The sequence below is a fragment of the Pseudomonadota bacterium genome, from assembly GCA_016195085.1.
Lineage (GTDB): Bacteria > Pseudomonadota > Alphaproteobacteria > SHVZ01 > SHVZ01 > JACQAG01.
The window spans coordinates 25,096-45,926 of sequence record JACQAG010000010.1; the positions used below are offsets into that span (position 1 = coordinate 25,096).

Consider the following 20,831-nt stretch of genomic DNA (forward strand, 5'->3'; position numbering starts at 1 on the left):
ATTAATCTAACTAAATTTTCCGTTATGTTGCATTGCATTAACAATTTGCTGCGAATATCTATTGATTTTCATAAAAACACGAAATAAATTCTCAACATCCCAATATTTGGAGTTGGCCATGAGCATTTCCGGCATTTCCGGCGGCAGCGGCTTCTCCGCCTATATTCCTCCGCAAGCGCCGCAACAGGACCCGACGCAATCGGCAAACAACGTCAACGGACCGAACGCCGCCAATGGTCCCGGCAACAGCGGCGGTCCCAACGGCACGCCGCAGGCGAGCGCTCTCAATCAGCCCACGCCCAATGGCAATGGAAGCGGGCCCGGCCAGCAGCCGCCATCCGGCGGCTCGAGCCTAGGCCAGAACCTCAATATCAGCGCCTAATCGCCACCAGCCGATCCGCTAGCGCCGGCCGCTGCCTACCGGCTGGTCGCGAAGACGTACCCGATCGCGGTGTCGCCGAGTCGTAGGGCGACCGGTCGCCCTCGTTCCCTCGTACCGTCCGGGAGAGCCCTGGGGCAGCGTGATGCCAATGGGTTGAGCGGTTCCCGCTGCGAACCCGGAAATTCAAGACAGTTAGGCAAATTCAATATAAATTAATGAGTTGTCGCTTCGCGTGCGTTCAACTTCGACGCGTGCGGGAGGGGGGTCATGTTCAAGGGTTTGAAGGGGTTCTTCACCGAGTCCGAAGGTAAGAAGGAACCCGCCGCGCGCCGGCCGATCGTCTCCCGAGGCGAAGCACTCGGCATCATCGATGGCAAACGCTACCCGATGAAGAGCTGGAGCACGCTCGGCATCCTGCTCGACCCTTATCACGGGGACCTCGTGCCGAAGCAGCGCAGCCGGCTCACCGTCAGCGTTAAGGACAATCAGTTCAATATCGAGTTCGATGCCGACATCATCGTCACGCGGGTCGACAAGAACGGGCTCGCTGCGCAATTTTTCTATTTGAATCCGACCTACAAGAAACAGATCGAAGACTATCTGAAGTACTACGGCCAGGCCTGAGGGCCCGCCCCGCCTGCCTCGCTACGGCCTGGATCGGTGGCGAATTCGCATCATGCGCATGGCCATCGCAGTCGGCGGCCAGCGGTGGCTTCAAAGCGAGCGCCGGCCTAGGTCTCGGTCGTGCGCACGAAGCACATGATGCCTTGCTGCGGGGTGTAGCAGACGACGCCGCGGCCCAAAGGATTATCCTTGCGCTGCAAGACCTTCTTGGGCGGCACGACGATCGAGAGGTCGTCGATGAGGACCGGCGCTAATATACTTGACGCACCCGCCCGACCGTCCGATGAGCGCGATTGTCTCCTTGAAGGGGAATAGGGCGCATGTCGTGGATCACCGACCTCGCAAACACATCTGGGATACCGGCAGGTGCAGCGACACTCGCTGCGGCGATGTTCGGCGCGTGCGTTGCGGCAGAAAAAGCTGCCCGGCCTGAGGCATTGAGGGACATTGGCCGTATCCTCAAAGACCCATCGTGGGAACGTTCAGTCAGGCCGTCCGCAATCATCCTACGTGTGTTCAATTGGACGTTTGGCGAACGTCACCTAAGTTGGAAATGCGTGTTCCGCTCTATGGCTGCTACTTTAGTTCTGATAGGTGGCCTCGGTCTTTCGTTGCATCTTAGGTCACCTACCCTGTGGGTAGGCATGAGTATTAATCATTTTGACGGATGGTGGGGCATCGTGCTGTTATTCTGTTTAGGAATAATACCAGACTATGCATCTTTGGCTAAAGCAAGATTTATATTAGCGGTAGTTGACCGATCTCAGTACAGAGGAGCCATAGTGGCTGGAGTTTGCGCTGACATAGTACTTTCAATTTTCGTTTCAGCCTTTGGGTTGTTTATAACCAACGCCATACTTTACAGATACGTGAGTGTCGCCCGGGTTATCGACGTATTGGGAGGATCTATAGTCCGGCTAGGAGATATATTCTCTGTGTTTCCTCTGAGGTTTAATATTTTTGAGTTATTTCTCCTTTCAACTTTTTTTACATCCATCTGGACGATCCTAATGCTCATTGCGACAATCGTCCTCAAACTGCTTTCGCCGGTTCACCGATTCACCGCATGGTTCTTCGATGTTGAAAAGCATCCTGTGCGGGCCGTCGGGCTCGTCGCTGGCGCATTGATTGTGCTTGGATCCCTAGTCTGGACCGCGGCGAGAATGCTGATTTGACACGTGGCCGCCGACGCGATCGGCATTCACCGCACGAAGTTTGAGGCGTACAGGGGCCGAGATCAGACGCCGCCAGGCGGGGCGAAGAGACATTTAACGCGCGCCCCGTTCCACGGTGGACCGTTTGGACGACACCACCAGTAACTCTGGTCGACCGACCAGTGAAAATCCGGGTCCTCTTCGTGGAACACCTGGCCAGTGCTCACCACTAACCAGCCATTGCCGCTCGACTTGACCGCACCTACCGGAGCCCGTTCGCAGTCATGGGGACCACAGCAATAGGCGGTCTTCGGATCTGTCATGATCCACGCCGCCTCGCCATGCGCGCCTACGGCGCTGGCTCGGAGAACCGCACACAGCACCATAGCGCAGAACCAGCCGCCCCTAATCCGGCCGGGACGTATCGCGATGGCCGCGAGCACGGAAACAAATGATTGCTGTTCGGTTGCCAGCCTGGAGGTTCGGATTGCGCTGGCCCGTGTCCAGTTCGCGAGCTTAGCCCGACGCGAAGCAGGAAGAGCCATGTTCACCTCCATGCAAGATCCATCGTTTCGGATCGCCTATGGCGCCAGCCTTTATTTCCTCCCTCGGTGGTCGCCTATTCTTTCAGACTGTCAATATAATGTAACATGAACTGAGCAAGAACACAATATATGGTAGGTCTGGCAAAAAATCACTGCGTATCGCGCCAAGGCAGACCCGAAAGTCGGTAGTCCGACAAGGCGTTAGCAAGATCGTGCGGCGGCGCCCGATGACGGTCGAGCGTCGCCGTGAAGTTAAAAGTCGGCTCGATGAATGAACACGAGCAGCAAGAGTTTCGTATTTTCGCTAAATATCAAGCACCAATCACCGTCACCGCGAATTGATGCAGTCTCTGCCGCGGAACACTATTATCCAGCCGCCCGAAGCTATTATTGATTGTTCTCAGCCACAGTCGACCGCGCCGCAGCTCCTGGCGCTGCTTCTTAATAATTCCGTCAGTCTTGTTGCCAAAGACTAAGCGGCCGGCTCATTCCGAGCCTCCGGCAGTCAGAGGCATCCGTGACGAGTCTCGATCTCTCCGTTCCGTCCTCGTCGGGCGTCGCAAAGGACCCGCGGATCATCGAGGAGCAGGTTCGCCTGCTCTATCAGGGCACCCTCCTGGCGCCGATCAACCTCCTCAACGCGGTGATCGTCTCGGCGGCGGTGTGGCCGTCCTTCCCGCCCGGTTTTCTCGTCGCCTGGATCGGCTTGACCGCGCTCGTCGTCGGGTTGCGCCTGCTTTTGCGCCACCGCTATCTGCGGGACACGGAGCGCACAGGCACGGCTCGACTCTCGGCCAGGCGGTTCGCGATCGGCGCGCTGGCCTCGGGCCTGCTTTGGGGTTCGCTCGGCTTCGCCCTGCCGATTGTCGGACGCCCCCTCGACTTTCTGTTCGTGACCTTCGTCGCCGCAGCGATGTCCGCGGCCGCGATGACGTCGATGGCAGCGTATTTCCCGGCGCTCCTCTGCTATCTCCTCCCCTTCATCCTACCGCCGGCGCTCGCTTTCATCGTCACGCCTGGGCCGAACTATCACTTGCTGGGTCCACTCGTCCTGCTCTACGCCGCCGTGCTAATCGCGACCGGCTGGAACATGAGTCGGTCGATCTTGCGCACGCTGCAATTGAAAATCGTCAATGCAGCGCTGAACGAGTCGCTCACCCTAGCCCATCGCGAGCTCCGCACTGTCCAGCAAGGAAGATGGGGCACCTTCGCCCATCTCAGCCACGAGCTCAGAACCCCGTGACCGCCATTCTCGGCTTCTCCGAGGCGATCCGCGACCAGGTGTTCGGGCCTCTCGGCGATCCGAGATACCGCGACTACGCGGATCACGTGCACAGCAGCGGCCGGCACCTCCTCGACCTCGCGAGCGAGCTCCTCGATCTGTCGCAAGGGGAGTCCGGCATGCTGCCGCTGTTCGAGAGCGAGGTCGATATCGCGGCGCTGATCGAACGCTGCGCGGCGATCATGGCGCCGCGGACCGAGGCGCAGCAGCTCAGCCTCATCCTGAGGGTCGACCCCGGTCTCCCCTTGCTTGCCGCCGATGAGACTCGGCTCCGCCAGATCCTGCTCAATCTCCTGACCAACGCGGTCAAGTTCACGTTGCCGCCCGGCGAGATCACGATCGCGGCTGAGGCGGCGATGGATGGCGGCATCGTCGTCAGCGTGACCGATACCGGCATCGGCATGAAGCCCGAGGACATTCCCCGCGCCCTGGAGCCGTTCGTGCGTCTGGCCACACCCCTGGTGCGCCGAACCGAGGGCGTGGGCCTAGGCCTGCCGCTCTGCAAACGCTTGGCGGAGCTGCACGGTGCGGCCTTCGAGGTTCAAAGCCAGCTCGGCAAGGGAACGGTCTGCACCGTTCGATTTCCCGCCTCTCGAAGCCAACCGCGGGCGGCGGCGCAATCGATCGCCTCGTGAGTCCCGGAGATGAGCGGCTCGTGCGATGAGTGGCCCACTTATCCCCGAAATACGCTGACAAATTTCAGCGGCGGGACACGTCCGTCAAACCCGCGCCGGCGAGGCCGCGCTTCGCCCGGCCGAAGCGGAGGCCTTCCTCACCGGCCGCCGCTCGTAGAACCATTGCGCGCTCTGGGCCAAGGCGCGGTCGGCGCCGATCCGGCCGACGAGCTGCAGACCAAGCGGCAGCCCCGCGCTCGTCCAGCATAGAGGCACGGTGATCGCCGGTACGTGGAGCGCGGTCCAGAACCGGTTCATCACCGCATCGCCGGTATTGGCGAAGGCCGGCGCCACACCGGTCGCCGCCGGCATGATGAGGGCATCGGCATGGCGGACGAGCGCGTCGAATTCCAGCTGATAACGCTGGCGGCGCCGACGGGCCTCGGCGTACTCGGCAATATCCTTCTCGAGATAGGGCCGCAACAGCTGGCGCAGTTCCGGCACCAGCTGCATCCGGTCCGGCGCCAAGAGAATGCGCGCCGCCTCCCAATAGCACAGCTCTTGCTGCAGCCCCCGGAAGTCGCCAAGCGGGAACGGCAGATCGATGGTCTCCGCGACCACGCCCTCGCCTCGAAGCCAGCCGGCGAGTTCCTGCAGGCGTTCGCGATAGCCGTCCCGTTGCGGCAGCTCCGGCGGCAGACGCAGCACCAGCACGCGCCGGGGCGCCAAGGGCGCCACCACCTCGCCCTGAGGCAACGTCAGCGCGCTTGCCGGATACCACACATCGCGCGGCGATCGCGCGAACAGGCCGAGATGATCGAGGGTGGTGGAGATCGCTTCGACGCCCTCCATGTGCAAGAGACCGAAGCTCGGCTTGAAACCGGTGATACCGCAATAGGCGGCGGGACGGATGGTCGAGCCGGCCGTCTGGGTGCCGAGCGCGAAGGAAACGAATCCAGCCGCCACCGCCGCCGCCGATCCGCTGGAGGAGCCCCCCGGGGTGCGGGTCGCGTCATGGGGATTGGTCGTCGGGCCCGGCACCGGATAGGCGAACTGCGTGCATACGGTCTTGCCCAAGATCGTGGCGCCGAGCCTTCGCATCTCCCCCACGCACCAGGCATCGGTACGGGGACCGACAGGCGCGGTTTCGCTGGCGCCATAGCGGGTCGGGAAATCGGCGGTGGCGATGATATCCTTCAGGCCGACGAGCGCACCGCCGAGGGGACCCGCCTGCGGCAGGGCGATCTGCCGGCGCGCGGCATCGACATCGAGCGCCACGAAGGCACGCACGCGGGCCTCATCGGCCTCGAGCCTTGCCAGCTGCCGCTCGGCTAGAAGCGCGCGCGCCTGCGGCGTGGCGGCGGCGCAGAAATCTGAAACCTCAGCATCGACCTGCATGGTGGCGCTCTCTCTCGCCCGGACGAACCCGATCCCGCCCAAGCCGCCCGTTCTCAGTTCAACAGCGCGTTCACCTAGACCACAACTCTAGCAGCAATCCAAGCAAGGCCAGTCCCATCCAAAATGCGAAGCCGGCGATCTTCCTAACTAATCATGTAACTGGCTGCAATAATTGTGCTACTTTATACCTTGTACTTTCATGGCGTGGGGGGAACTGGTGCGGATGGCCATTCGACAGAAGGTCGGGGCGCGAATACTGATTGTCGCGGGACTGTTGCTCTGGCTGATGACGCCCGCCGACGCCCTAGCGGCACCGGTCAACGACGTTTTTGCCAGCGCAACGACGATCACCGGCGTCTCCGGCACCGTCACCGGTACCACTGTCCTCGCTACCAGGGAGGTGGGCGAGCCTACCCATGGCGGCGTCGGCAGCGGCAACTCGGTGTGGTGGAAATGGACGCCGACAAGCACCGGGCTCGCCACCTTCAGCACGGCCAATAGCGCCAGTAACAACGTCCTAGCCATCTATACCGGTTCGGCGGTCAATGCGCTCACCGCCGTCACGCTCGGTTCCGGCGGCAGCCAGACCACCAACACCATTGCCTTCTTCGCCAGCGCCGGTTCCACCTACTACATCGCCGTGGACGGCATCTTCGGCGTGACCGGAGCCGTCACGCTCACCTGGAGCCAAGTCACGCCGCCCAACTCCGGCTGGTGGTGGAATCCGGCCGAGCCCGGCCGGGGCTACGCCATCGAGGTCACCGGCATCTCGCCGCTGCTGACCTCGCCCAGGATTTTCTTCAGCGTCTTCGGCTACGATGCGACCGGGCCGGCGCTCTGGTACATTTCCACCGGTTTGATGAGCAGCCCGACGAGCTATACCGGCACGCTCGATCAATATTCGGGCGGTCAAAGCTTGACCGGCACCTTCAAACCACCGACCAGGCTCGGCTCCGCCGGCACCCTCGCTCTCAGCTTCACCAATCAGTCGACGGGGACGCTGACCTGGCCGGGCGGCACCGTGCCCATCCAGCGCTATGAGTTCACACCCGGCGGTCTCAGCCTGCCGCAAGTGACCGGCGCGGTGCAGACGGGTTGGTGGTGGAATCCGGCCGAGCCCGGCCGCGGCTATTTCGTCGAGACGCAGAACAGCAGCATCCTGATCGGGACGTTCATGTACGACACCAACGGCCGCGCCACCTGGTTCATCACCCAGAATACGGTCACCAGCGCCGTCAGCTATGCCGGACGCCTCTTCGAATACGCGGGCGGACAATCGATGTTCGGCACCTTCGTGGCGCCGAGCACGGTCATCGACCGCGGTTCCCTCAGCGTTTCGTTCTCGAGCACCACCACGGGCACCGTCACCCTGCCGAGCGGAACCCAGGTCCCGATCAGCCGCTTCAACTTCTGAGCGTCGTCGTTGCCGTCGCCGCTCATCCCTTGGCGTAATAGGCGTCGATGATCCGCTGTTCGGCAGAAGCCGCCTCGCGCACCGATGTCAGGGGATCCTGGCCTTGCAGCAGCACACGATCCAGCATCTGCACGAAGACCTCGCGCTGGGCATCCTCGTCGACGAAGTCGGTCGCCACGGCATAGGCGAGGCCCTTGGCGATAGCGGCATGCGCCGGGTTGGCAAGACTGGCCGGCGCCAGCGCCACCGAAGGCTTCGCCGGGAGCTCGCCGGTCTTCTCCAGCCAAAGCGTCATCGCCTCGTCCGCGGTGATGAAGGCGAGGAACTTGAGCGCCGCCTCGCGCCGCACCCCGCCGGCGCTGGCGGTCAGCGCATTCACCCAATAGGAGGAGTAGTTCGCTTGGATGCCGTTATGCGTCGGCAGCTCGGCGGCCGCCCAGTCGAGATTGCGCGTCTGCTGCAGGCTGCCGATCAGGAACGAGCCGTCGACATGCAAGCCCGCCCGGCCGGCGCGAAAAGCAGCCGCGGTCTCCGACATGAATCCCGCCTGGGCGACGCGATGGGTGCGCTCCAGGTCTGAATACCATTTGAGCGCCGCCGCGCCGTGCTCGTCCCCATAGGTAACCTTGCGATAATCGGGCGAGAAGGGCGTGCCGCCGAACTGGCGGACCAGAACCTCGCGCCACCAATGGGAATCCTGGGAGGGCAAACCGATGGTGGTGCCGGCGATGGTGAGATTGCCGCCGCCATCGCGCTTGGTCATTCGCGCCGCTTGCTCGACGAAGCTGTCGAGGGTCAGTGGCGGAGCGGCCAAGCCGGCCTCCTGCATCAGCCGGCGATTGGTGAAGAGCGCCAGGCTGCGCACGGCGGTCGGAACCGCATAATAGGCGCCTTCGAGGCGCATCTGCTGCACCATCGGAAAGAAGCTCCGATCGAGCCGGTCCGGCGGGAAGAGATCGCGCGGCAGTTCCTGCAGGAGGCCCGCTTTGCGATATTCGCGCAGCCATCCATAGTAGAGCTGCATGAGGTCGGGCCCGACGCCGGCCGGCACCGCGGCGGCGACTTTGGTGCGGTATTGCGCATAGGGAAAGGTCGTCTGCTTGACGATGATTCCGGGATTCTCCGCCTGAAAGCGTCGGATCAGCTCATCCATCGCCTCGACGCGTTCCTTGAAGAAGTATTGCCAATAGTCGATCTGGACGCTCTCGGCCCTGGCCGGCCTGAGGCCGAGCGCAACCGCGCCGGACGCGGCGACGGCGAGGAAGGCCCTGCGCCCATATTTCTTGCTCACGCCCTTGCTCCTCTGTTGCATCTGCGCTTTCATCGTTTCGAGCTCGTGAAGGTCATGGTCATGGCATGCGCCGGTTGCAGCTGAACGGTGGCGCGGACATCCTCGCGCTAACCGATTGTGCGCCAGCGCCGGCGCTCTCATCATATTCTTTTCCAGAGGTGCGGCTCGAGGAAGATCCGGCGACAGCCGCACGCTGGCTGCCCGATGCCTGCTTCTGCACGCGCTTCGGCGTGTTCGTGGTGCGGCATGGCGGCCGGACGATCTTGATCGATTGCGGACTCGGACCCGGGCCCATCGCGTATTTTCCCGGGCTCGTCGGCGGCCTACCCCTGCAGCTGGGCACCATCGGCCTTACCACCGAGGCAGTGGATTTGGTGGTGTTCACCCACCTGCACCTCGACCATGTCGGCTGGGCGGTCGACGGCGATGGTCGCCCCCGTTTCGCCAATGCCCGCTATATCGTCGGCGCCGAGGAATGGGCGCATTGGGACGGGCTTGGCGAGAGGGCGGGCTTGCCGCATCACGTTGCGGGGGTGAGAAACTCGGTCGCGCCGCTGGCCCGCGCCGGACGCCTCGATTGCGTGGAAGCCGGCGCACGGATCGCGGCGGGCGTCACGCTCATCGACAGTGCCGGCCACTCGCCGGGACATCGCTCGGTGCTGGTCGAAGCCGGCGATCGGCGCGTGCTGATCACCGGCGATCTCTGGCACAACCCCGCGCAAATCGCCAGGCCCGGCTGGTGTCATCGCGCCGATATGAACAAGGCCGCCGCCATTGCCGCGCGCCGGCGCATCCGCGACGCGGCGCTCGACAATGGCTGGCTCATCGCGTCCGGACATTTCCTCGAGGAGGACGTCTTCGGCCGGATCGAACGGGTCGCCGGCGAGGCCCGCTTCGTGCCGCTTCCCGGTTGAGAGCGCCAGGTACCGCTCCGAAATCACACTGCCCATTTTCCGTACGCGTCGGCGGACGAGCTTGTGTATGACGCGCCAATCTCTCGACGAGCGCCGAACGCTGCGCGTCGAGCTTCACACCCTCGCATCGCCGCCGACAGCGGCCGAAGCCAAAGCGAGGGCTGAGCCCTCGCCTCAGGGAGGTGGGATCGGATCGCCGTTTCAGCGATCAGAAGCGGAGTGCCACCCGTCCGAATCCGGCACCGTTGAAGGCATGACGGCCGCCGCGGTCGATGGCATCGATCGAGCGGTCGACGCCGGATTGCGGAATGGGTTCGTAGAGGCGCGCCTCGACCGGCGCGTTGCCCAATGCGGCGACGATGCGCGGACGTACGCGATGCCAGTCAAGCCCGCCAAGGCCGCAGCCCAAGGGCGGCACGGCGATGCTGACGATGCGCTCGTCGAGAGTGAATTCGCGAAGCGCCAACAGCCCGGCCTCGATGTCGTCCAGGCGCGATTTCTCGCTCCAATGGCGCTTGGTCGGGAAGGCAACGAGGCGTTGCTTGGTATCGGCGGCATGGGTGATCAAGAGGGCGCCCGGCCGGATCTGTCGCCGCTTGCAGGCCTCGACATAGGCCGCATGGTGGGCCGGCCAGCGCCGGCGAAACTGCAGGGCGAGACCGCGGTCCATGACGCCCACGCAATTGACCGGATCGATGAGCGCCTCGGCATCGTCGTCGAGCAGATTGCCGATGCAGCTTCTGACTGACATCAAACCGCGGCCAAGGCGATTGCGATCCCCATCAGTCCCATATAGGCCTTCGCCGGCATGCATGCAATTTAAATTGCATTTTAGCTAAAACTGTGCTGGTATGGGCATGTCGATCGGCAGCTGCCTTGCAGGCACACTCTAACGTTTTGCTAGAGCTAACAAATTCGGGAAAATGCGGATCGACCGAGGATACAGGAAGGAGATGCATCCATGGCCTATCCGACCCTCGCCGGCCCCGCCTCCAATCCGCCCGGAGCGCCCCGAAGGCCGCCTTCCGGGCAGAGCTGGGTCGAGATCACCATGAAGCCCGACCATGTCATGCTCGGCGACTTCCTGCCGCCGGCGGTCCTGCCCACCACCCGCACCTTCGAGCCCGAGCCGAATCGGGTCCACGCCCGCGCCGCGCCCAGCGCCTGGCCGGAGCGCGACCGCAACCGCCAGCCCTGCGCCGCCAAGCCTCGCAACTGGCGGCCGCCGCGGCTGCCGGAACCGATCTATGCCACCTTGCGCCGCATGGCGGTCGAGATCGTCTGCATCGGCTTCGTCGGCGTCGTGCTCTTGGCGGTCGGCTACAAGCTGGTGCACGCCGCGCTGCATTGATCCGGCCGGTGCCGGCCGCCCGCCCCCCGAAACGTTCCTTCAGCGCACGCCTAGCCGCCAGCAGGCAAGGAGCCTTGGCGCTCGCGCGCTCGTCGGCCTCAGCGATTCACCTTCACCCACAACGCATGGTGGCTGAAATACGCCTCGATCTGGCGCATGACCTCAGGAGCGACGGAAACGATCTTCGCCGCCAGCCCGGCTGCGTCCTTTCGGACCACGATCGCCCGGGCATCGACGATGAAATCGAAAACGTCCTGCCGGACGGAGATCGCGACCTCGAAGGTTCCATTTTCCGCCAGCTCGCCCTCGTAGGGCGAGGCGAGGAACCCGATCGCGCTCCAATTGCGGAGCGGATACTGCCTGCCTTCGATGACGACGAAGCAATGCGCCGGCGTGTCCACCCGTAGCGCCTGACGCCGATCGGCACCCTCCGCTTTCCTGAGAAGCAGTCGTTTGAGGCGGTCCAGCAAGGTGTCGCTCACTCGCTTCGGCGGCGCTCCAGGACTCGATCGAGGCTCCAGGCACCTCCGCCGACGACCGCGATGTAAAGGAACACGAAGCTATAGGCCGCAGCCGCGATGCCGCCGTTCAGGAGCGGAAAGAAGCTGCGCGGCGCATGCGAGATGAAATACGCGAAGGCCATCTCTCCCGAGCAGAGGAAAGCGACGGGACGGGTGAGCAGCCCAAGCACCAAGAGCGTGCCGCCGACGAGCTCGATCACGCCTGCAAACCAGATGAGGGAGAATGTCGACAGAGTGTCGAAGTTGGCGACGTGCGGAAAGCCGAGGAACTTCGCGGTTCCCGCCTCCAGATAGAGCAATGCCACCGCGATGCGCATGACGCTCAGCATGCGGTCCGGCAGACTCGGCCCCAGCAAATTCTTCAACATGGTCGCTCTCCCTCCACCCCCGCTCGAGCGTATCATACCTTAGTGCTCGCTCTGCTAGCCCCGTCCACTCGATTCGGCATCTCCCAGCAGACGGCCAAGCGTTCCACCCAGGATTTTTTCCATGTCTTGACTCGAAACGAAAGGGCAACAGGAGCGCAGGATTTCGAGCGACTGACGGTAGGTCATGAAGCGGTTCACCACGGGATAGTCCGATCCCCACAGCAATCGCTCGGCGCCATAGCGGTCATACACCGCATGGAAGACGTCGAGCATCTTCGCATAAGGGAACTCCCAGGGGCGCCGGCTGCCATAGCCGAAGCCGGAAACTTTGACGTAGAGGTTCGGCAGGCGGGCGCCTTCGAGGAGGAGCGCCAGCCCGCTCTCCTCTGTGGGAATGTCACCGCGCACGCGCCCCAGATGGTGCAGAAGGATCGTGAGATCGGGAACGCGCTCGGCGAGCCCGGCAATCGTCGGTAGCTGCGAGGGGCCGCAGGCGAGACGGAAAATCAGCCCATGCCTTGCGGCAAGACGCGCGAAGCCGAGACCGTCGGGAGAGAGCAGCCAACCGGCGTCGGCATCTTCGTTCATGTAGTGCGTGATGCCGCGCGGGTTGAATGTCTCGATGACAAGCTGCAGCCGCTCGGCTGCGCCCGGCGTGTGATGCACCGCCATCCAGCGCGAGTCCACGTCGGCGAACGGTATGAGCCTTCCCCCTGAGCTCGCGGCACGCGCGAAGGCATAGCGATTGTTCTCGGGATTGCCGGCGATCGAGGCGCAGATGATGACTGCTCGGGTAACCCCGGCGCCATCCATCTCCCAGAGGAGATTTTCGGCACGGCCGCGGCTGTCGGGATCGGGAACTTCGGGCTGGTAGGGCCAGCGTTCCCAAGCATGGCAATGGGCATCCAGGATCATGCGCGGCATTCTATCGGGCTTGTTCGGCTCGCGCACTTCGCCCACCCACCGCGCGGTGCTGTTCTGGCGACGCCAAGAGGCCGCCTTGCCGCCGGTATCCGCCATCGACCCGTTCGCGCTGAAGCCGGTGCTCGGCAATCTCATCGTCCTCGCCGTGCTGGGCGACGGCGCCGACTTCCGTTTCCGTCTCTACGGCACGGACGTCGCGAAGGAGGCGCGCTTCGACTGGACCGGCAATACGGTCAACGAGATGCGACGGACCCTCAGAGGTCCCGGACCTGCTTTCTACCTTGCAACCTACCGGGCATTGCTCAGCCGCCGCAAGCCGATCTACACCGTCAACCCGGCGATGGTCGTCTTCGAACGCCGCGCCTGGGGCCGCCTGGCGCTGCCGTTCGGCGACCCCGGAGCGGATTGCGTCGAGCGTATCCTCGTCGGCAACTATGTCGTCAGCCAGGATTTCGTCACCGACGAGGAGGAACGCCGCTTGGCGAGCCTGCGCGAGGAGATGCGGGCCCAGCGCTGGCGAGACCGCGGCTGAACCTACCGGCTTGGCGTGCCGAAATCGTCGACGGCGCGGCAATCCCGTGACCGAGGCCGGGAACCGCGATAAGCTTTCACCGGCACCGCAATTCGACGGCGCCGCCCTTCTCCAATGGATCTGCCATGACATTCGATGATTCCGCTCCCCGCGACGGGCACCTAACCGGTGCCGTCCGCGGCAAGGTTGAGATCCTCCGCAACCGCGCCGGCGTTCCGCACATCTATGCCGGCGCGACCACCGACCTCTATTTCGGGCTTGGGCTCGCCATGGCCGAGGATCGCCTTTGGCAGATGGACCGGCTGCGCCGGCGGGCCCTCGGGCGCCAGGCGGAGATCCTCGGGCCCGCCTATGTCACGAGCGACCTCGCCCACCTCACCGTCGGCATCGACCTGATCGCCAGAAGCGAGCCGGCGAAGACGGACGGAAAGACCTACCAGACGATCCAGGCGTTCGTTGCCGGCATCAATCGGCAGATCGAGGTCTTCGGCCAGAAGCTGCCGCCGGAGTTCAAGCTCTTGAACTATGCGCCGGAGCCGTTCACGGTCGGCGACGTGGTGGCGATCGCCCGCGGCTTCTGGTGGTCATTGAACGGACGCATCGACCGGCTGCTCGCGGCCGAGGCGGCCCGCCTGCTGCCGGACGCCATGCGCGCGATGTACCTGACGCCGGAAGCGGCGGAGCATGTGGTCCTCTCCGACGGCACCTCGCTCGCCGCCGGCAGCGACGATCAGACCGGCAGCAACAACTGGGCGGCATCGGGCAAGACCACGCCCACCGGCAAGGCGGTGCTGGCGGGCGATCCGCATCAACCCTTCTGGGTGCCGTCGAGCTGGTACGAATACGGCCTGCATGGGCCGGAGGACGATGCCGCCGGGTGCGGCCATCCCGGTTTCCCCGGCCTGTGGTGGGGCTCCAACGGGACCATCGCCTGGGCGCTCACCAACAACATGGCCTCCACCCGCGACCTCTACCGCGAGGCGGTCGATCCCAAGGATCCCAGCCGCTACCGCGACGGCGACGTCTGGCGCAAATTCGAGGAGCGCGAGGTCACCATCCCGGTCCGTGGCGAAGCGGCGCGGAAGGCCATGCTGCGCTCGACCGTGCGCGGCCCGATCGTCAATACGCTGGTGCCGTCGATCGAGGCTGCCGGCGATCCGCCGATGTCGCTCCGCTGGATCGGCCTGGAGCATCTCGACGACCTCCGCGCCAGCATCGCCATCGGCCGCGCCAAGGACTGGAAGGGCTTCCGCAATGCGCTCCGCGACTGGTCGGTCGCCGTCTTCAACTTCGTCTACGCCGATAGCGCCGGCAATGTCGGCTACCAGATGGCCGGGCGCGTCCCCGTCCGCGGCCGCGTCACCCATGGCGTGCGCGATGCGTCCAACCCCGAGGACCGCTGGGTCGGCACCATCCCGTTCGATGGACTGCCCTCGAGCTACAATCCGAAGCGGGGCTATGTGGCGAGCGCCAACCAGCGCATCGTGCCGCCGGGCTATCGCCATGTGATCTACGGCGCCTATTCCCAGGCGCACCGCGCCATCCGCATCAATCAGGCCTTCGCCGAGGCGAAGCCGGATCGGGCAGCGACGGTGCGTCTGCAGAACGACGTCAAGAATGTGCGCGCCGAACGCACGGTGCCGCACATTCTGAAGGCGCTGGCCCATGCCAAGGACGCCGATGCCAAGGCGCTGGCGGCCTCGCTCAAGGATTGGGACTTCCGCTACACGCTCGACAGCACCGCGCCGACGCTGTTCGAGACCTTCATGTATCACTGGCAGCGCCGCGTGCTGGTCGTGCACATGCCTGAGCGCCTGCTCGACTTGACCATGCAGCAGACCAATCTCGCCGTCGGCCTCTTGGAGAACCAGGACCTCGCCTATTTCAAGACCAGCCAGGCGGAAGAGGCGGAGAAGGCGGCGACCGAGGCCATGGCGGCGCTCAAGGCGCGGCTCGGCGCCGACGCCACGATGTGGACTTGGGGACGCATCCACATCGCCCATTGGAAGCATCCCTTGTCGAGCCCGACGAATGCCGCCGCGTTCGACATCGGGCCGAAGCCGGCCGATGGCGGCTCGCACACGGTGCGCAACATGGGCGGCGAGCTGCCGCCGCATGCGGCCTCATCCGGGGCCGAATACCGCATCGTCGTCGACTTCGCCGAACCCCGGTCGTTCCGCGCCGTGCAGAACATCGGCAATTCCGGCGTGCCGGGCACGCCCCACTACCGCGACCAGTTCGAGCCGTTCCTCGAGGGTACCTATCACGTGGTGCATCTCGACCGCGCCCGGGTGGAAGCCGATCTGGAGAGCCGGATGGAGATCAGGCCCGCCTGAGGCGTCGGTGCATCGCGGCTAAATGCTGCTGAATGCTCCTGTAGACGTTGATCTTCGGCCATCGGGGGCATGCAGGCTTTGTCATCTGGGGAATGTCGGCAAACAACAGCCTGGATTGGCGCGGAGGCGACAAATGCAACCGCTGGAACAGCCCGTGGTGAAGATCGGGCAGCTCGAAATCCGATATCTGATCGACGGGACCGTGAGCGGCGCTGGGATCGGCATGTTCGAGCTTACGGTGCCCGCCGGAGCGCGGGTTCCGCCGGCGCACAGCCATACGGACAACGAAGAGGTCGTCTATGTGCTCGAAGGCACGCTGCGTTATTCGGTCGATGACGAGATGCGCGACCTGAAACCGGGCGAGCGTATGCATACCCCCTGCGGCTCCGTCCATGCGTTCAGCAACCCGCATGACCGCCCGGCCCGGGCGCTGGTGATTCTGACCCCGGACATCGGCGCGCAATATTTCCGCGATGTCGCGGAAATCGCCAACGCCCCGGGCGGCCCCAACCCGGCGAGAATGGTGGAGGTGATGACCCGCTACGGGCTGGTCCTGGCGCGGCCAAAGGGGCCGGCCAGCGCCCCGTGAGCGGGTCGCGTCGAGCGTATCCTCGTCGGCAACTATGTCGTCAGCCAGGATTTCGTTACCGGCGAAGAGGAACGCCGCCAGGCAAGCCTGCGCGAGGAGATGCGGGCCCAGCGCCGGCAGGACCGCGGCTGAACCCGCCCGTGGTCATGGACTGCCATCCGAAGCTTTGGACTCTTGGGGTTGTCCGCGCCGCCATGGGGTGAGCTGCTGTTTGCGAAGGCCCCGGGAAGGTGCTTAACTTCGCGCGCCCGCAGGCCCAGCGCAGAGGAAACGTGCCGACACTTCTGGAGGTCCGAGACCTCGAGACGAAGTTCTATACGATCGATGGCGTTGTCAACGCGCTGAATGGAATTTCCTATTCCGTCGCCCGTGGCGAGTGCCTCGCGATCGTCGGCGAGAGCGGCAACGGCAAGACCGTGGGGGCACTCTCGATCCTGCGGCTGATCCAGTCGCCGCCCGGGCGGATCACCGGCGGCAGCATCACTTTCAAGGGACAGGACCTCCTCAGCCTCGATGCGGAAGCGCTGCGAAAAATCCGCGGCGGCTCCATCGCGGTCGTTTTTCAGGATCCGATGACCTCGCTCAATCCGGTCATGCGGATCGGCGCGCAGATCACTGAAAATCTGAAGGCCCATGAGCGCCTCACCCTGGCCCAGGCTCGCGTCAGGGCCGCCGAACTTCTGGCTCTGGTGGGCATCCCCGGGCCGGCGGCGCGGCTCGATGATTATCCGCACCAGTTCTCCGGCGGCATGCGCCAGCGCGTGATGATCGCCATGGCGCTGTCATGCTCACCGGAGCTGATCGTTGCGGACGAGCCGACGACGGCGCTTGATGTCACCGTCCAAGCGCAGATTGTCGAACTGGTGAAGCGCCTGCAGTCCGAGCTTGGCACCGCCATCATCTGGATATCGCACGACCTCGGCGTCGTGGCCCGCCTCGCGAACACGGTCGCCGTCATGTATGCGGGCTATATCGTCGAAAAGGCGCCGGTTGACGAGCTCTACGCCCACCCCGCCCATCCCTATACGATCGGGCTGCTGAACTCGCTGCCGCGCCTTGACGGTACGGGGAAGAGGAAACTGCAGGCCATTGGGGGGCTTCCGCCTGTCATGACCGGCGAAATTGCGGGCTGCCCTTTCGCGCCGCGCTGTGCGTTCGTGCAGGACCGCTGCCGGGCGCAGAACCCCAGTCTTGCCGACGTTGCGTCCGATCATGTGGTCGCGTGCTGGAATCATCAGATGACAGGGCGGGAGCGGCAATGAGCGCGCCGGTCCTGGTCAGCGTCGACCGGTTGAAGATGCATTTCCCGCTGCGGGCCGGCCTATTCGGCAAATCCGCCGGCGCGGTCAAGGCGGTCGACGGCCTGACATTCGATATATTCAAGGGCGAGACGCTTGGCATGGTGGGCGAAAGCGGCTGCGGCAAGACGACGGCCGGCCGCGCCATTCTGCATCTTCACCGACCGACGGCAGGCGCAGTGAAGTTCCGGGGCATGAATCTCGCGCAGCAGACCCCCGAGGAGTTGCGTCTTGCGCGCCGGCATATGCAGATGATTTTTCAGGATCCCTATGCGTCGCTCAATCCACAGATGCGGATCGGCGAGATCATCGCGAGGCCCTTGCGTGTCCATGGCGTGGCCAAAGACGCGGACGAAGAACGGCGCCTTGTCAGCGAGCTCATGGACCGGGTCGGCCTCAATCCGTCCTTCCGCAGCCGCTATCCGCATGAGTTCTCGGGCGGACAGCGCCAGCGTATCGGCATTGCCAGGGCGCTCGCGACGTCGCCCGATTTCATCGTCTGCGACGAGCCCATTTCAGCGCTCGATGTCTCGATCCAGGCGCAGATCATCAATCTCCTCGAGCAGCTGCGTGAAGACCTCGGCCTGACCTATCTGTTCATAGCGCATGACCTCGGCATGGTCCGCCATATATCGACGCGTGTCGCCGTCATGTATCTAGGCAAGATGATGGAGCTGACGTCGAGCGCGGAACTCTACGCAAATCCCCTGCATCCCTATACCCAGGCGCTTCTGTCGGCCATTCCGATTCCTGATCCCCCGCTCGAGCGCAGGCGACGGCGCATCCTGCTCGAGGGCGAGGTGCCGAGCCCCGCCAGTCCGCCGCCGGGCTGCGTGTTCAGCACGCGCTGCGCCCACGCGATCGACCGATGCCGCAGCGTCGAACCGGAATTCAGCGAGGTCAGCGCCGGCCATTGGGCCGCGTGCCATCTCGTCGGCGCGCGCCCCGCAACGCAGGTCTGACGATCATGCGCTACGTCATCCGCCGCCTGCTGCAGTCCGTCATCGTCGTCCTCGGCGTCAGCGTCGTTGCGTTTGGAATGCTTTTCCTGACCGGCGATCCGACCGAGGTGATACTCGGCCCCAGTGCCGACCGCATGAGCGTGGCGCAGATCGAGGAATACCGCGTCAAAATGGGCTTCGACCGGCCGTGGTATATCCAGTATCTCAGCTTCGTCGGCAACGCGCTCAATGGCGAGTTCGGCTATTCTTTCATCCGCCACCAACCGGCTTATGAGGTGATCACCGAGCGGCTGCCGGCGACGCTGGAGCTCGCGGCCTTCGCCTTCGCGCTGTCGCTGATCGTCTCGATCCCACTCGGCGTCCTCTCGGCCACGCGGCCGAATACGCCGCTCGACCATGCGGTGAAAGTGCTGGCCCTGGCGGGCCAGTCGATCCCGAGCTTCTGGCTCGGCATTCTGTTCATCCTGCTGTTCGGCGTGGAGCTGAAGTGGCTGCCAATCTCCGGTAGCGGCGACTGGCGGCATTTTATCATGCCGGGCATTACGCTGGCGGCATTTCCCATCGCGCGCAACATGCGCCTCACGCGATCGTCCATGCTCGACTTCCTGCAGCGCGATTTTGTCCGCACCGCTCGCGCCAAGGGCATTTCGGAAAACCGCGTCATCTACGCCCATGTCCTGCGCAATTCGCTTCTGCCCATCGTCACCGCCGTCGGACTGGAGCTCGGGTTCCTGCTCGGCGGCTCGGTGATCACGGAGACGATTTTCGGCTGGCCCGGCGTCGGGCGCGAGATCGTGTCCGCCATCGGCGCGAAGGATTTCTTCGTCGTCCAGGCCGGCGTCATCATGCTGGCGCTGATCTTCGCCGGCCTCAATCTCCTGATCGACCTCGCCTATGTCTGGATCGATCCGCGCATCAGGTTCGGCGCGTAATGAGCGGACCGCCGGCCATTCTGAATCCGGACCCAGGCCCGGTTAAAAGTCAGTTCCTGCCGCGGCTCTTGCGCAGCAAGGTGGCGCTCGCGGGCCTGGCGGTCCTGCTGCTGGTGGCGCTGGCCGCCGCCGCCGCACCCTGGATCGCGCCGAACGACCCCTTCGCCATCCGACTGATCCAGCGCCTCAAACCTCCGGGCTATGTCAACAGCGCCGGGGCCACCTACTGGCTGGGGACGGACTCACTCGGCCGCGATGTCCTCGCCCGCATCATCTATGGCGCGCGCGTGTCGCTGATCGTCGGCGTTTCGGCGGTCGCGGTCGCGGGCACGATCGGGCTGCTGCTGGGGCTGGTGTCGGGCTATTTCGGCGGGCTTGTCGACGACATCATCATGCGCGTCGCCGATATCCAGCTCTCTTTCCCCACGATCCTGCTGGCTCTGACGATCATGGCCGTGCTCGGCAGCGGGCTCGACAAACTGATCCTCGTTCTGGGTTTGACCGGCTGGGTGCAGTATGGACGCATCGTGCGCAGCCAGGTGCTGTCGATCAAGGAGGACGAATTCGTGCTGGCCGCCCGGGCGACGGGAGAAAAGCCCTGGCAGATACTGTTCCAGCACATCCTGCCCAACGTCTGGAGCCCGGTGATCGTCGTCGCCAGCTTCACCATGGCGAGCAACATCGTCGCCGAAGCCTCGCTGAGCTTTCTCGGCGTCGGCGTGCCACCCTCGGTTCCGAGTTGGGGCACCATGCTGGCGGACGGGCGCCAATATGTCGGGGTCGCCGAATGGCTGACGATCCCGGCGGGCCTGGCCATCTCCCTCACCGTCCTCTCCATCAATATTCTCGGCGACTGGCTACGGGACTATCTCGACCCTCGGCTGAGGAACGTCTTATAGTCGGGCGCCAGAAGCGGCATCAACCAGGCGCTTTCACCCGCGCCGGCACGGAGGCGAGCTGATATGAAAACAAAATTGCTGGTTGGAGCCGCGCTTTTCTCCATGGGCCTCGGCGCGTCGGCTCTCTTTGCTCCGCCCGCCGCCGCCGCGAACAAGCCGGTCGTGGTTCTCGTCAACAGCGAGCCCGTCAATCTCGACCCGCAATACAGCTCCGCAGACTCCAACATCATGTTGTCGATTCATGAGGGCCTGTTCCGCCTCGACAATGAAGGGCGCATCGTGCCGGCCGTCGCGGAGTCCATCAAGGCTATCGACAGCCTGACCTGGGAAATCAAAATCCGCCCGGGCCTGACCTTCCATAATGGCGAGCCGATCAATGCGGACGCCGTCGTCTTCACCTTCGACCGGGCGAAGAAATTGTTCGCCGCCGGCAAGGGCGATCTCAATTTCGCGCTCGGCGCGCTGCGCTACGAGCGCATGGAGAAGGTCGACGATCTGACG

Annotated in this window: 22 protein-coding genes; 16 read left to right on the top strand and 6 right to left on the bottom strand. The window is 64.2% G+C overall.

Annotated features, from left to right (window positions below; translation table 11 throughout):
- The first annotated feature begins 118 nt into the window (after positions 1–118).
- The 5 genes from HY058_03045 to HY058_03065 all read left to right on the top strand — a co-directional run bounded on the left by HY058_03045 (position 119) and on the right by HY058_03065 (position 4,622).
- Positions 119–382 carry a hypothetical protein gene (locus HY058_03045; protein MBI3496263.1) on the top strand — a complete coding sequence of 88 codons (264 nt, stop codon included), beginning with the start codon at positions 119–121 and terminating at the stop codon, positions 380–382.
- A gap of 267 nt (positions 383–649) precedes the next feature.
- Positions 650–1,006 (top strand): hypothetical protein, encoded by a 357-nt coding sequence (locus HY058_03050; protein ID MBI3496264.1) that lies wholly within the window; start codon positions 650–652, stop codon positions 1,004–1,006.
- A 320-nt stretch (positions 1,007–1,326) separates the two neighbouring features.
- Positions 1,327–2,181, top strand: a complete 855-nt coding sequence (locus HY058_03055; protein MBI3496265.1) for a hypothetical protein — start codon at positions 1,327–1,329, stop codon at positions 2,179–2,181.
- A gap of 1,041 nt (positions 2,182–3,222) precedes the next feature.
- Positions 3,223–3,948 carry a hypothetical protein gene (locus HY058_03060; GenBank protein ID MBI3496266.1) on the top strand — a complete coding sequence of 242 codons (726 nt, stop codon included), beginning with the start codon at positions 3,223–3,225 and terminating at the stop codon, positions 3,946–3,948.
- The gene (locus HY058_03065; GenBank protein ID MBI3496267.1) at positions 3,945–4,622 is read left to right on the top strand and encodes a HAMP domain-containing histidine kinase; all 678 of its coding nucleotides are present in this window, start codon (positions 3,945–3,947) and stop codon (positions 4,620–4,622) included. Before HY058_03060 ends, HY058_03065 begins: the two co-directional genes overlap by 4 nt.
- A gap of 84 nt (positions 4,623–4,706) precedes the next feature.
- Here HY058_03065 and HY058_03070 read toward each other — a convergent pair whose 3' ends face one another.
- A complete protein-coding gene (locus HY058_03070) occupies positions 4,707–5,999 on the bottom strand; it encodes an amidase (protein ID MBI3496268.1) in 1,293 nt (430 codons plus the stop codon).
- A 223-nt stretch (positions 6,000–6,222) separates the two neighbouring features.
- On the opposite strand from HY058_03070, the gene HY058_03075 reads away from it, so the two are divergent.
- Complete coding sequence (locus tag HY058_03075; GenBank protein MBI3496269.1) at positions 6,223–7,413, top strand: hypothetical protein; 1,191 nt, start codon at positions 6,223–6,225, stop codon at positions 7,411–7,413.
- Positions 7,414–7,435: 22 nt separating this feature from the next.
- Here HY058_03075 and HY058_03080 read toward each other — a convergent pair whose 3' ends face one another.
- Complete coding sequence (locus HY058_03080) at positions 7,436–8,725, bottom strand: extracellular solute-binding protein (GenBank protein ID MBI3496270.1); 1,290 nt, start codon at positions 8,723–8,725, stop codon at positions 7,436–7,438.
- 137 nt (positions 8,726–8,862) lie between these two features.
- On the opposite strand from HY058_03080, the gene HY058_03085 reads away from it, so the two are divergent.
- Complete coding sequence (locus HY058_03085; GenBank protein ID MBI3496271.1) at positions 8,863–9,618, top strand: MBL fold metallo-hydrolase; 756 nt, start codon at positions 8,863–8,865, stop codon at positions 9,616–9,618.
- Positions 9,619–9,826: 208 nt separating this feature from the next.
- On the opposite strand, the gene HY058_03090 is transcribed toward HY058_03085, so the two are convergent.
- On the bottom strand, positions 9,827–10,369 hold the full coding sequence (locus HY058_03090; protein ID MBI3496272.1) for a macro domain-containing protein: 543 nt from the start codon (positions 10,367–10,369) through the stop codon (positions 9,827–9,829).
- A gap of 210 nt (positions 10,370–10,579) precedes the next feature.
- Between HY058_03090 and HY058_03095 the strand changes: the two genes are divergently transcribed.
- On the top strand, positions 10,580–10,969 hold the full coding sequence (locus HY058_03095) for a hypothetical protein (protein ID MBI3496273.1): 390 nt from the start codon (positions 10,580–10,582) through the stop codon (positions 10,967–10,969).
- Positions 10,970–11,067: 98 nt separating this feature from the next.
- On the opposite strand, the gene HY058_03100 is transcribed toward HY058_03095, so the two are convergent.
- From HY058_03100 to HY058_03110, 3 genes are all read right to left on the bottom strand, one after another.
- Positions 11,068–11,451: a PilZ domain-containing protein gene (locus HY058_03100; GenBank protein MBI3496274.1), complete on the bottom strand. Its 384-nt coding sequence runs from the start codon at positions 11,449–11,451 to the stop codon at positions 11,068–11,070.
- Positions 11,448–11,819 (bottom strand): DoxX family protein, encoded by a 372-nt coding sequence (locus HY058_03105; GenBank protein MBI3496275.1) that lies wholly within the window; start codon positions 11,817–11,819, stop codon positions 11,448–11,450. The genes HY058_03100 and HY058_03105 overlap by 4 nt, the downstream gene beginning before the upstream one ends.
- 93 nt (positions 11,820–11,912) lie before the next feature.
- Complete coding sequence (locus HY058_03110; protein ID MBI3496276.1) at positions 11,913–12,773, bottom strand: amidohydrolase; 861 nt, start codon at positions 12,771–12,773, stop codon at positions 11,913–11,915.
- Between HY058_03110 and HY058_03115 the strand changes: the two genes are divergently transcribed.
- The 8 genes from HY058_03115 to HY058_03150 all read left to right on the top strand — a co-directional run.
- The gene (locus tag HY058_03115) at positions 12,772–13,314 is read left to right on the top strand and encodes a PAS domain-containing protein (protein ID MBI3496277.1); all 543 of its coding nucleotides are present in this window, start codon (positions 12,772–12,774) and stop codon (positions 13,312–13,314) included. The two genes, HY058_03110 and HY058_03115, sit on opposite strands and share 2 nt — an antisense overlap.
- Positions 13,315–13,439: 125 nt before the next feature.
- On the top strand, positions 13,440–15,650 hold the full coding sequence (locus HY058_03120; GenBank protein ID MBI3496278.1) for a penicillin acylase family protein: 2,211 nt from the start codon (positions 13,440–13,442) through the stop codon (positions 15,648–15,650).
- Positions 15,651–15,783: 133 nt separating this feature from the next.
- Complete coding sequence (locus tag HY058_03125; GenBank protein ID MBI3496279.1) at positions 15,784–16,239, top strand: cupin domain-containing protein; 456 nt, start codon at positions 15,784–15,786, stop codon at positions 16,237–16,239.
- 272 nt (positions 16,240–16,511) lie between these two features.
- Complete coding sequence (locus HY058_03130; GenBank protein ID MBI3496280.1) at positions 16,512–17,501, top strand: ABC transporter ATP-binding protein; 990 nt, start codon at positions 16,512–16,514, stop codon at positions 17,499–17,501.
- On the top strand, positions 17,498–18,499 hold the full coding sequence (locus HY058_03135) for an ATP-binding cassette domain-containing protein (GenBank protein MBI3496281.1): 1,002 nt from the start codon (positions 17,498–17,500) through the stop codon (positions 18,497–18,499). Before HY058_03130 ends, HY058_03135 begins: the two co-directional genes overlap by 4 nt.
- 2 nt (positions 18,500–18,501) lie before the next feature.
- Complete coding sequence (locus HY058_03140) at positions 18,502–19,431, top strand: ABC transporter permease (GenBank protein ID MBI3496282.1); 930 nt, start codon at positions 18,502–18,504, stop codon at positions 19,429–19,431.
- Entirely contained in the window at positions 19,431–20,330 is a 900-nt protein-coding gene (locus tag HY058_03145) for an ABC transporter permease (protein MBI3496283.1), read from the top strand. Before HY058_03140 ends, HY058_03145 begins: the two co-directional genes overlap by 1 nt.
- A gap of 102 nt (positions 20,331–20,432) precedes the next feature.
- The coding region (locus HY058_03150) for an ABC transporter substrate-binding protein (protein ID MBI3496284.1) at positions 20,433–20,831 on the top strand (399 nt) is incomplete at its 3' end.

Coding starts and splice junctions, on each gene's coding strand:
- HY058_03045 (MBI3496263.1), top strand. CDS start 119: ATGAGCATTTCCGGCATTTCCGGCGGCAGCGGCTTCTCCGCCTATATT.
- HY058_03050 (MBI3496264.1), top strand. CDS start 650: ATGTTCAAGGGTTTGAAGGGGTTCTTCACCGAGTCCGAAGGTAAGAAG.
- HY058_03055 (MBI3496265.1), top strand. CDS start 1,327: ATGTCGTGGATCACCGACCTCGCAAACACATCTGGGATACCGGCAGGT.
- HY058_03070 (MBI3496268.1), bottom strand. CDS start 5,999: ATGCAGGTCGATGCTGAGGTTTCAGATTTCTGCGCCGCCGCCACGCCG.
- HY058_03075 (MBI3496269.1), top strand. CDS start 6,223: ATGGCCATTCGACAGAAGGTCGGGGCGCGAATACTGATTGTCGCGGGA.
- HY058_03080 (MBI3496270.1), bottom strand. CDS start 8,725: ATGCAACAGAGGAGCAAGGGCGTGAGCAAGAAATATGGGCGCAGGGCC.
- HY058_03090 (MBI3496272.1), bottom strand. CDS start 10,369: ATGTCAGTCAGAAGCTGCATCGGCAATCTGCTCGACGACGATGCCGAG.
- HY058_03095 (MBI3496273.1), top strand. CDS start 10,580: ATGGCCTATCCGACCCTCGCCGGCCCCGCCTCCAATCCGCCCGGAGCG.
- HY058_03105 (MBI3496275.1), bottom strand. CDS start 11,819: ATGCTGAGCGTCATGCGCATCGCGGTGGCATTGCTCTATCTGGAGGCG.
- HY058_03115 (MBI3496277.1), top strand. CDS start 12,772: ATGCGCGGCATTCTATCGGGCTTGTTCGGCTCGCGCACTTCGCCCACC.
- HY058_03110 (MBI3496276.1), bottom strand. CDS start 12,773: ATGATCCTGGATGCCCATTGCCATGCTTGGGAACGCTGGCCCTACCAG.
- HY058_03120 (MBI3496278.1), top strand. CDS start 13,440: ATGACATTCGATGATTCCGCTCCCCGCGACGGGCACCTAACCGGTGCC.
- HY058_03125 (MBI3496279.1), top strand. CDS start 15,784: ATGCAACCGCTGGAACAGCCCGTGGTGAAGATCGGGCAGCTCGAAATC.
- HY058_03135 (MBI3496281.1), top strand. CDS start 17,498: ATGAGCGCGCCGGTCCTGGTCAGCGTCGACCGGTTGAAGATGCATTTC.
- HY058_03145 (MBI3496283.1), top strand. CDS start 19,431: ATGAGCGGACCGCCGGCCATTCTGAATCCGGACCCAGGCCCGGTTAAA.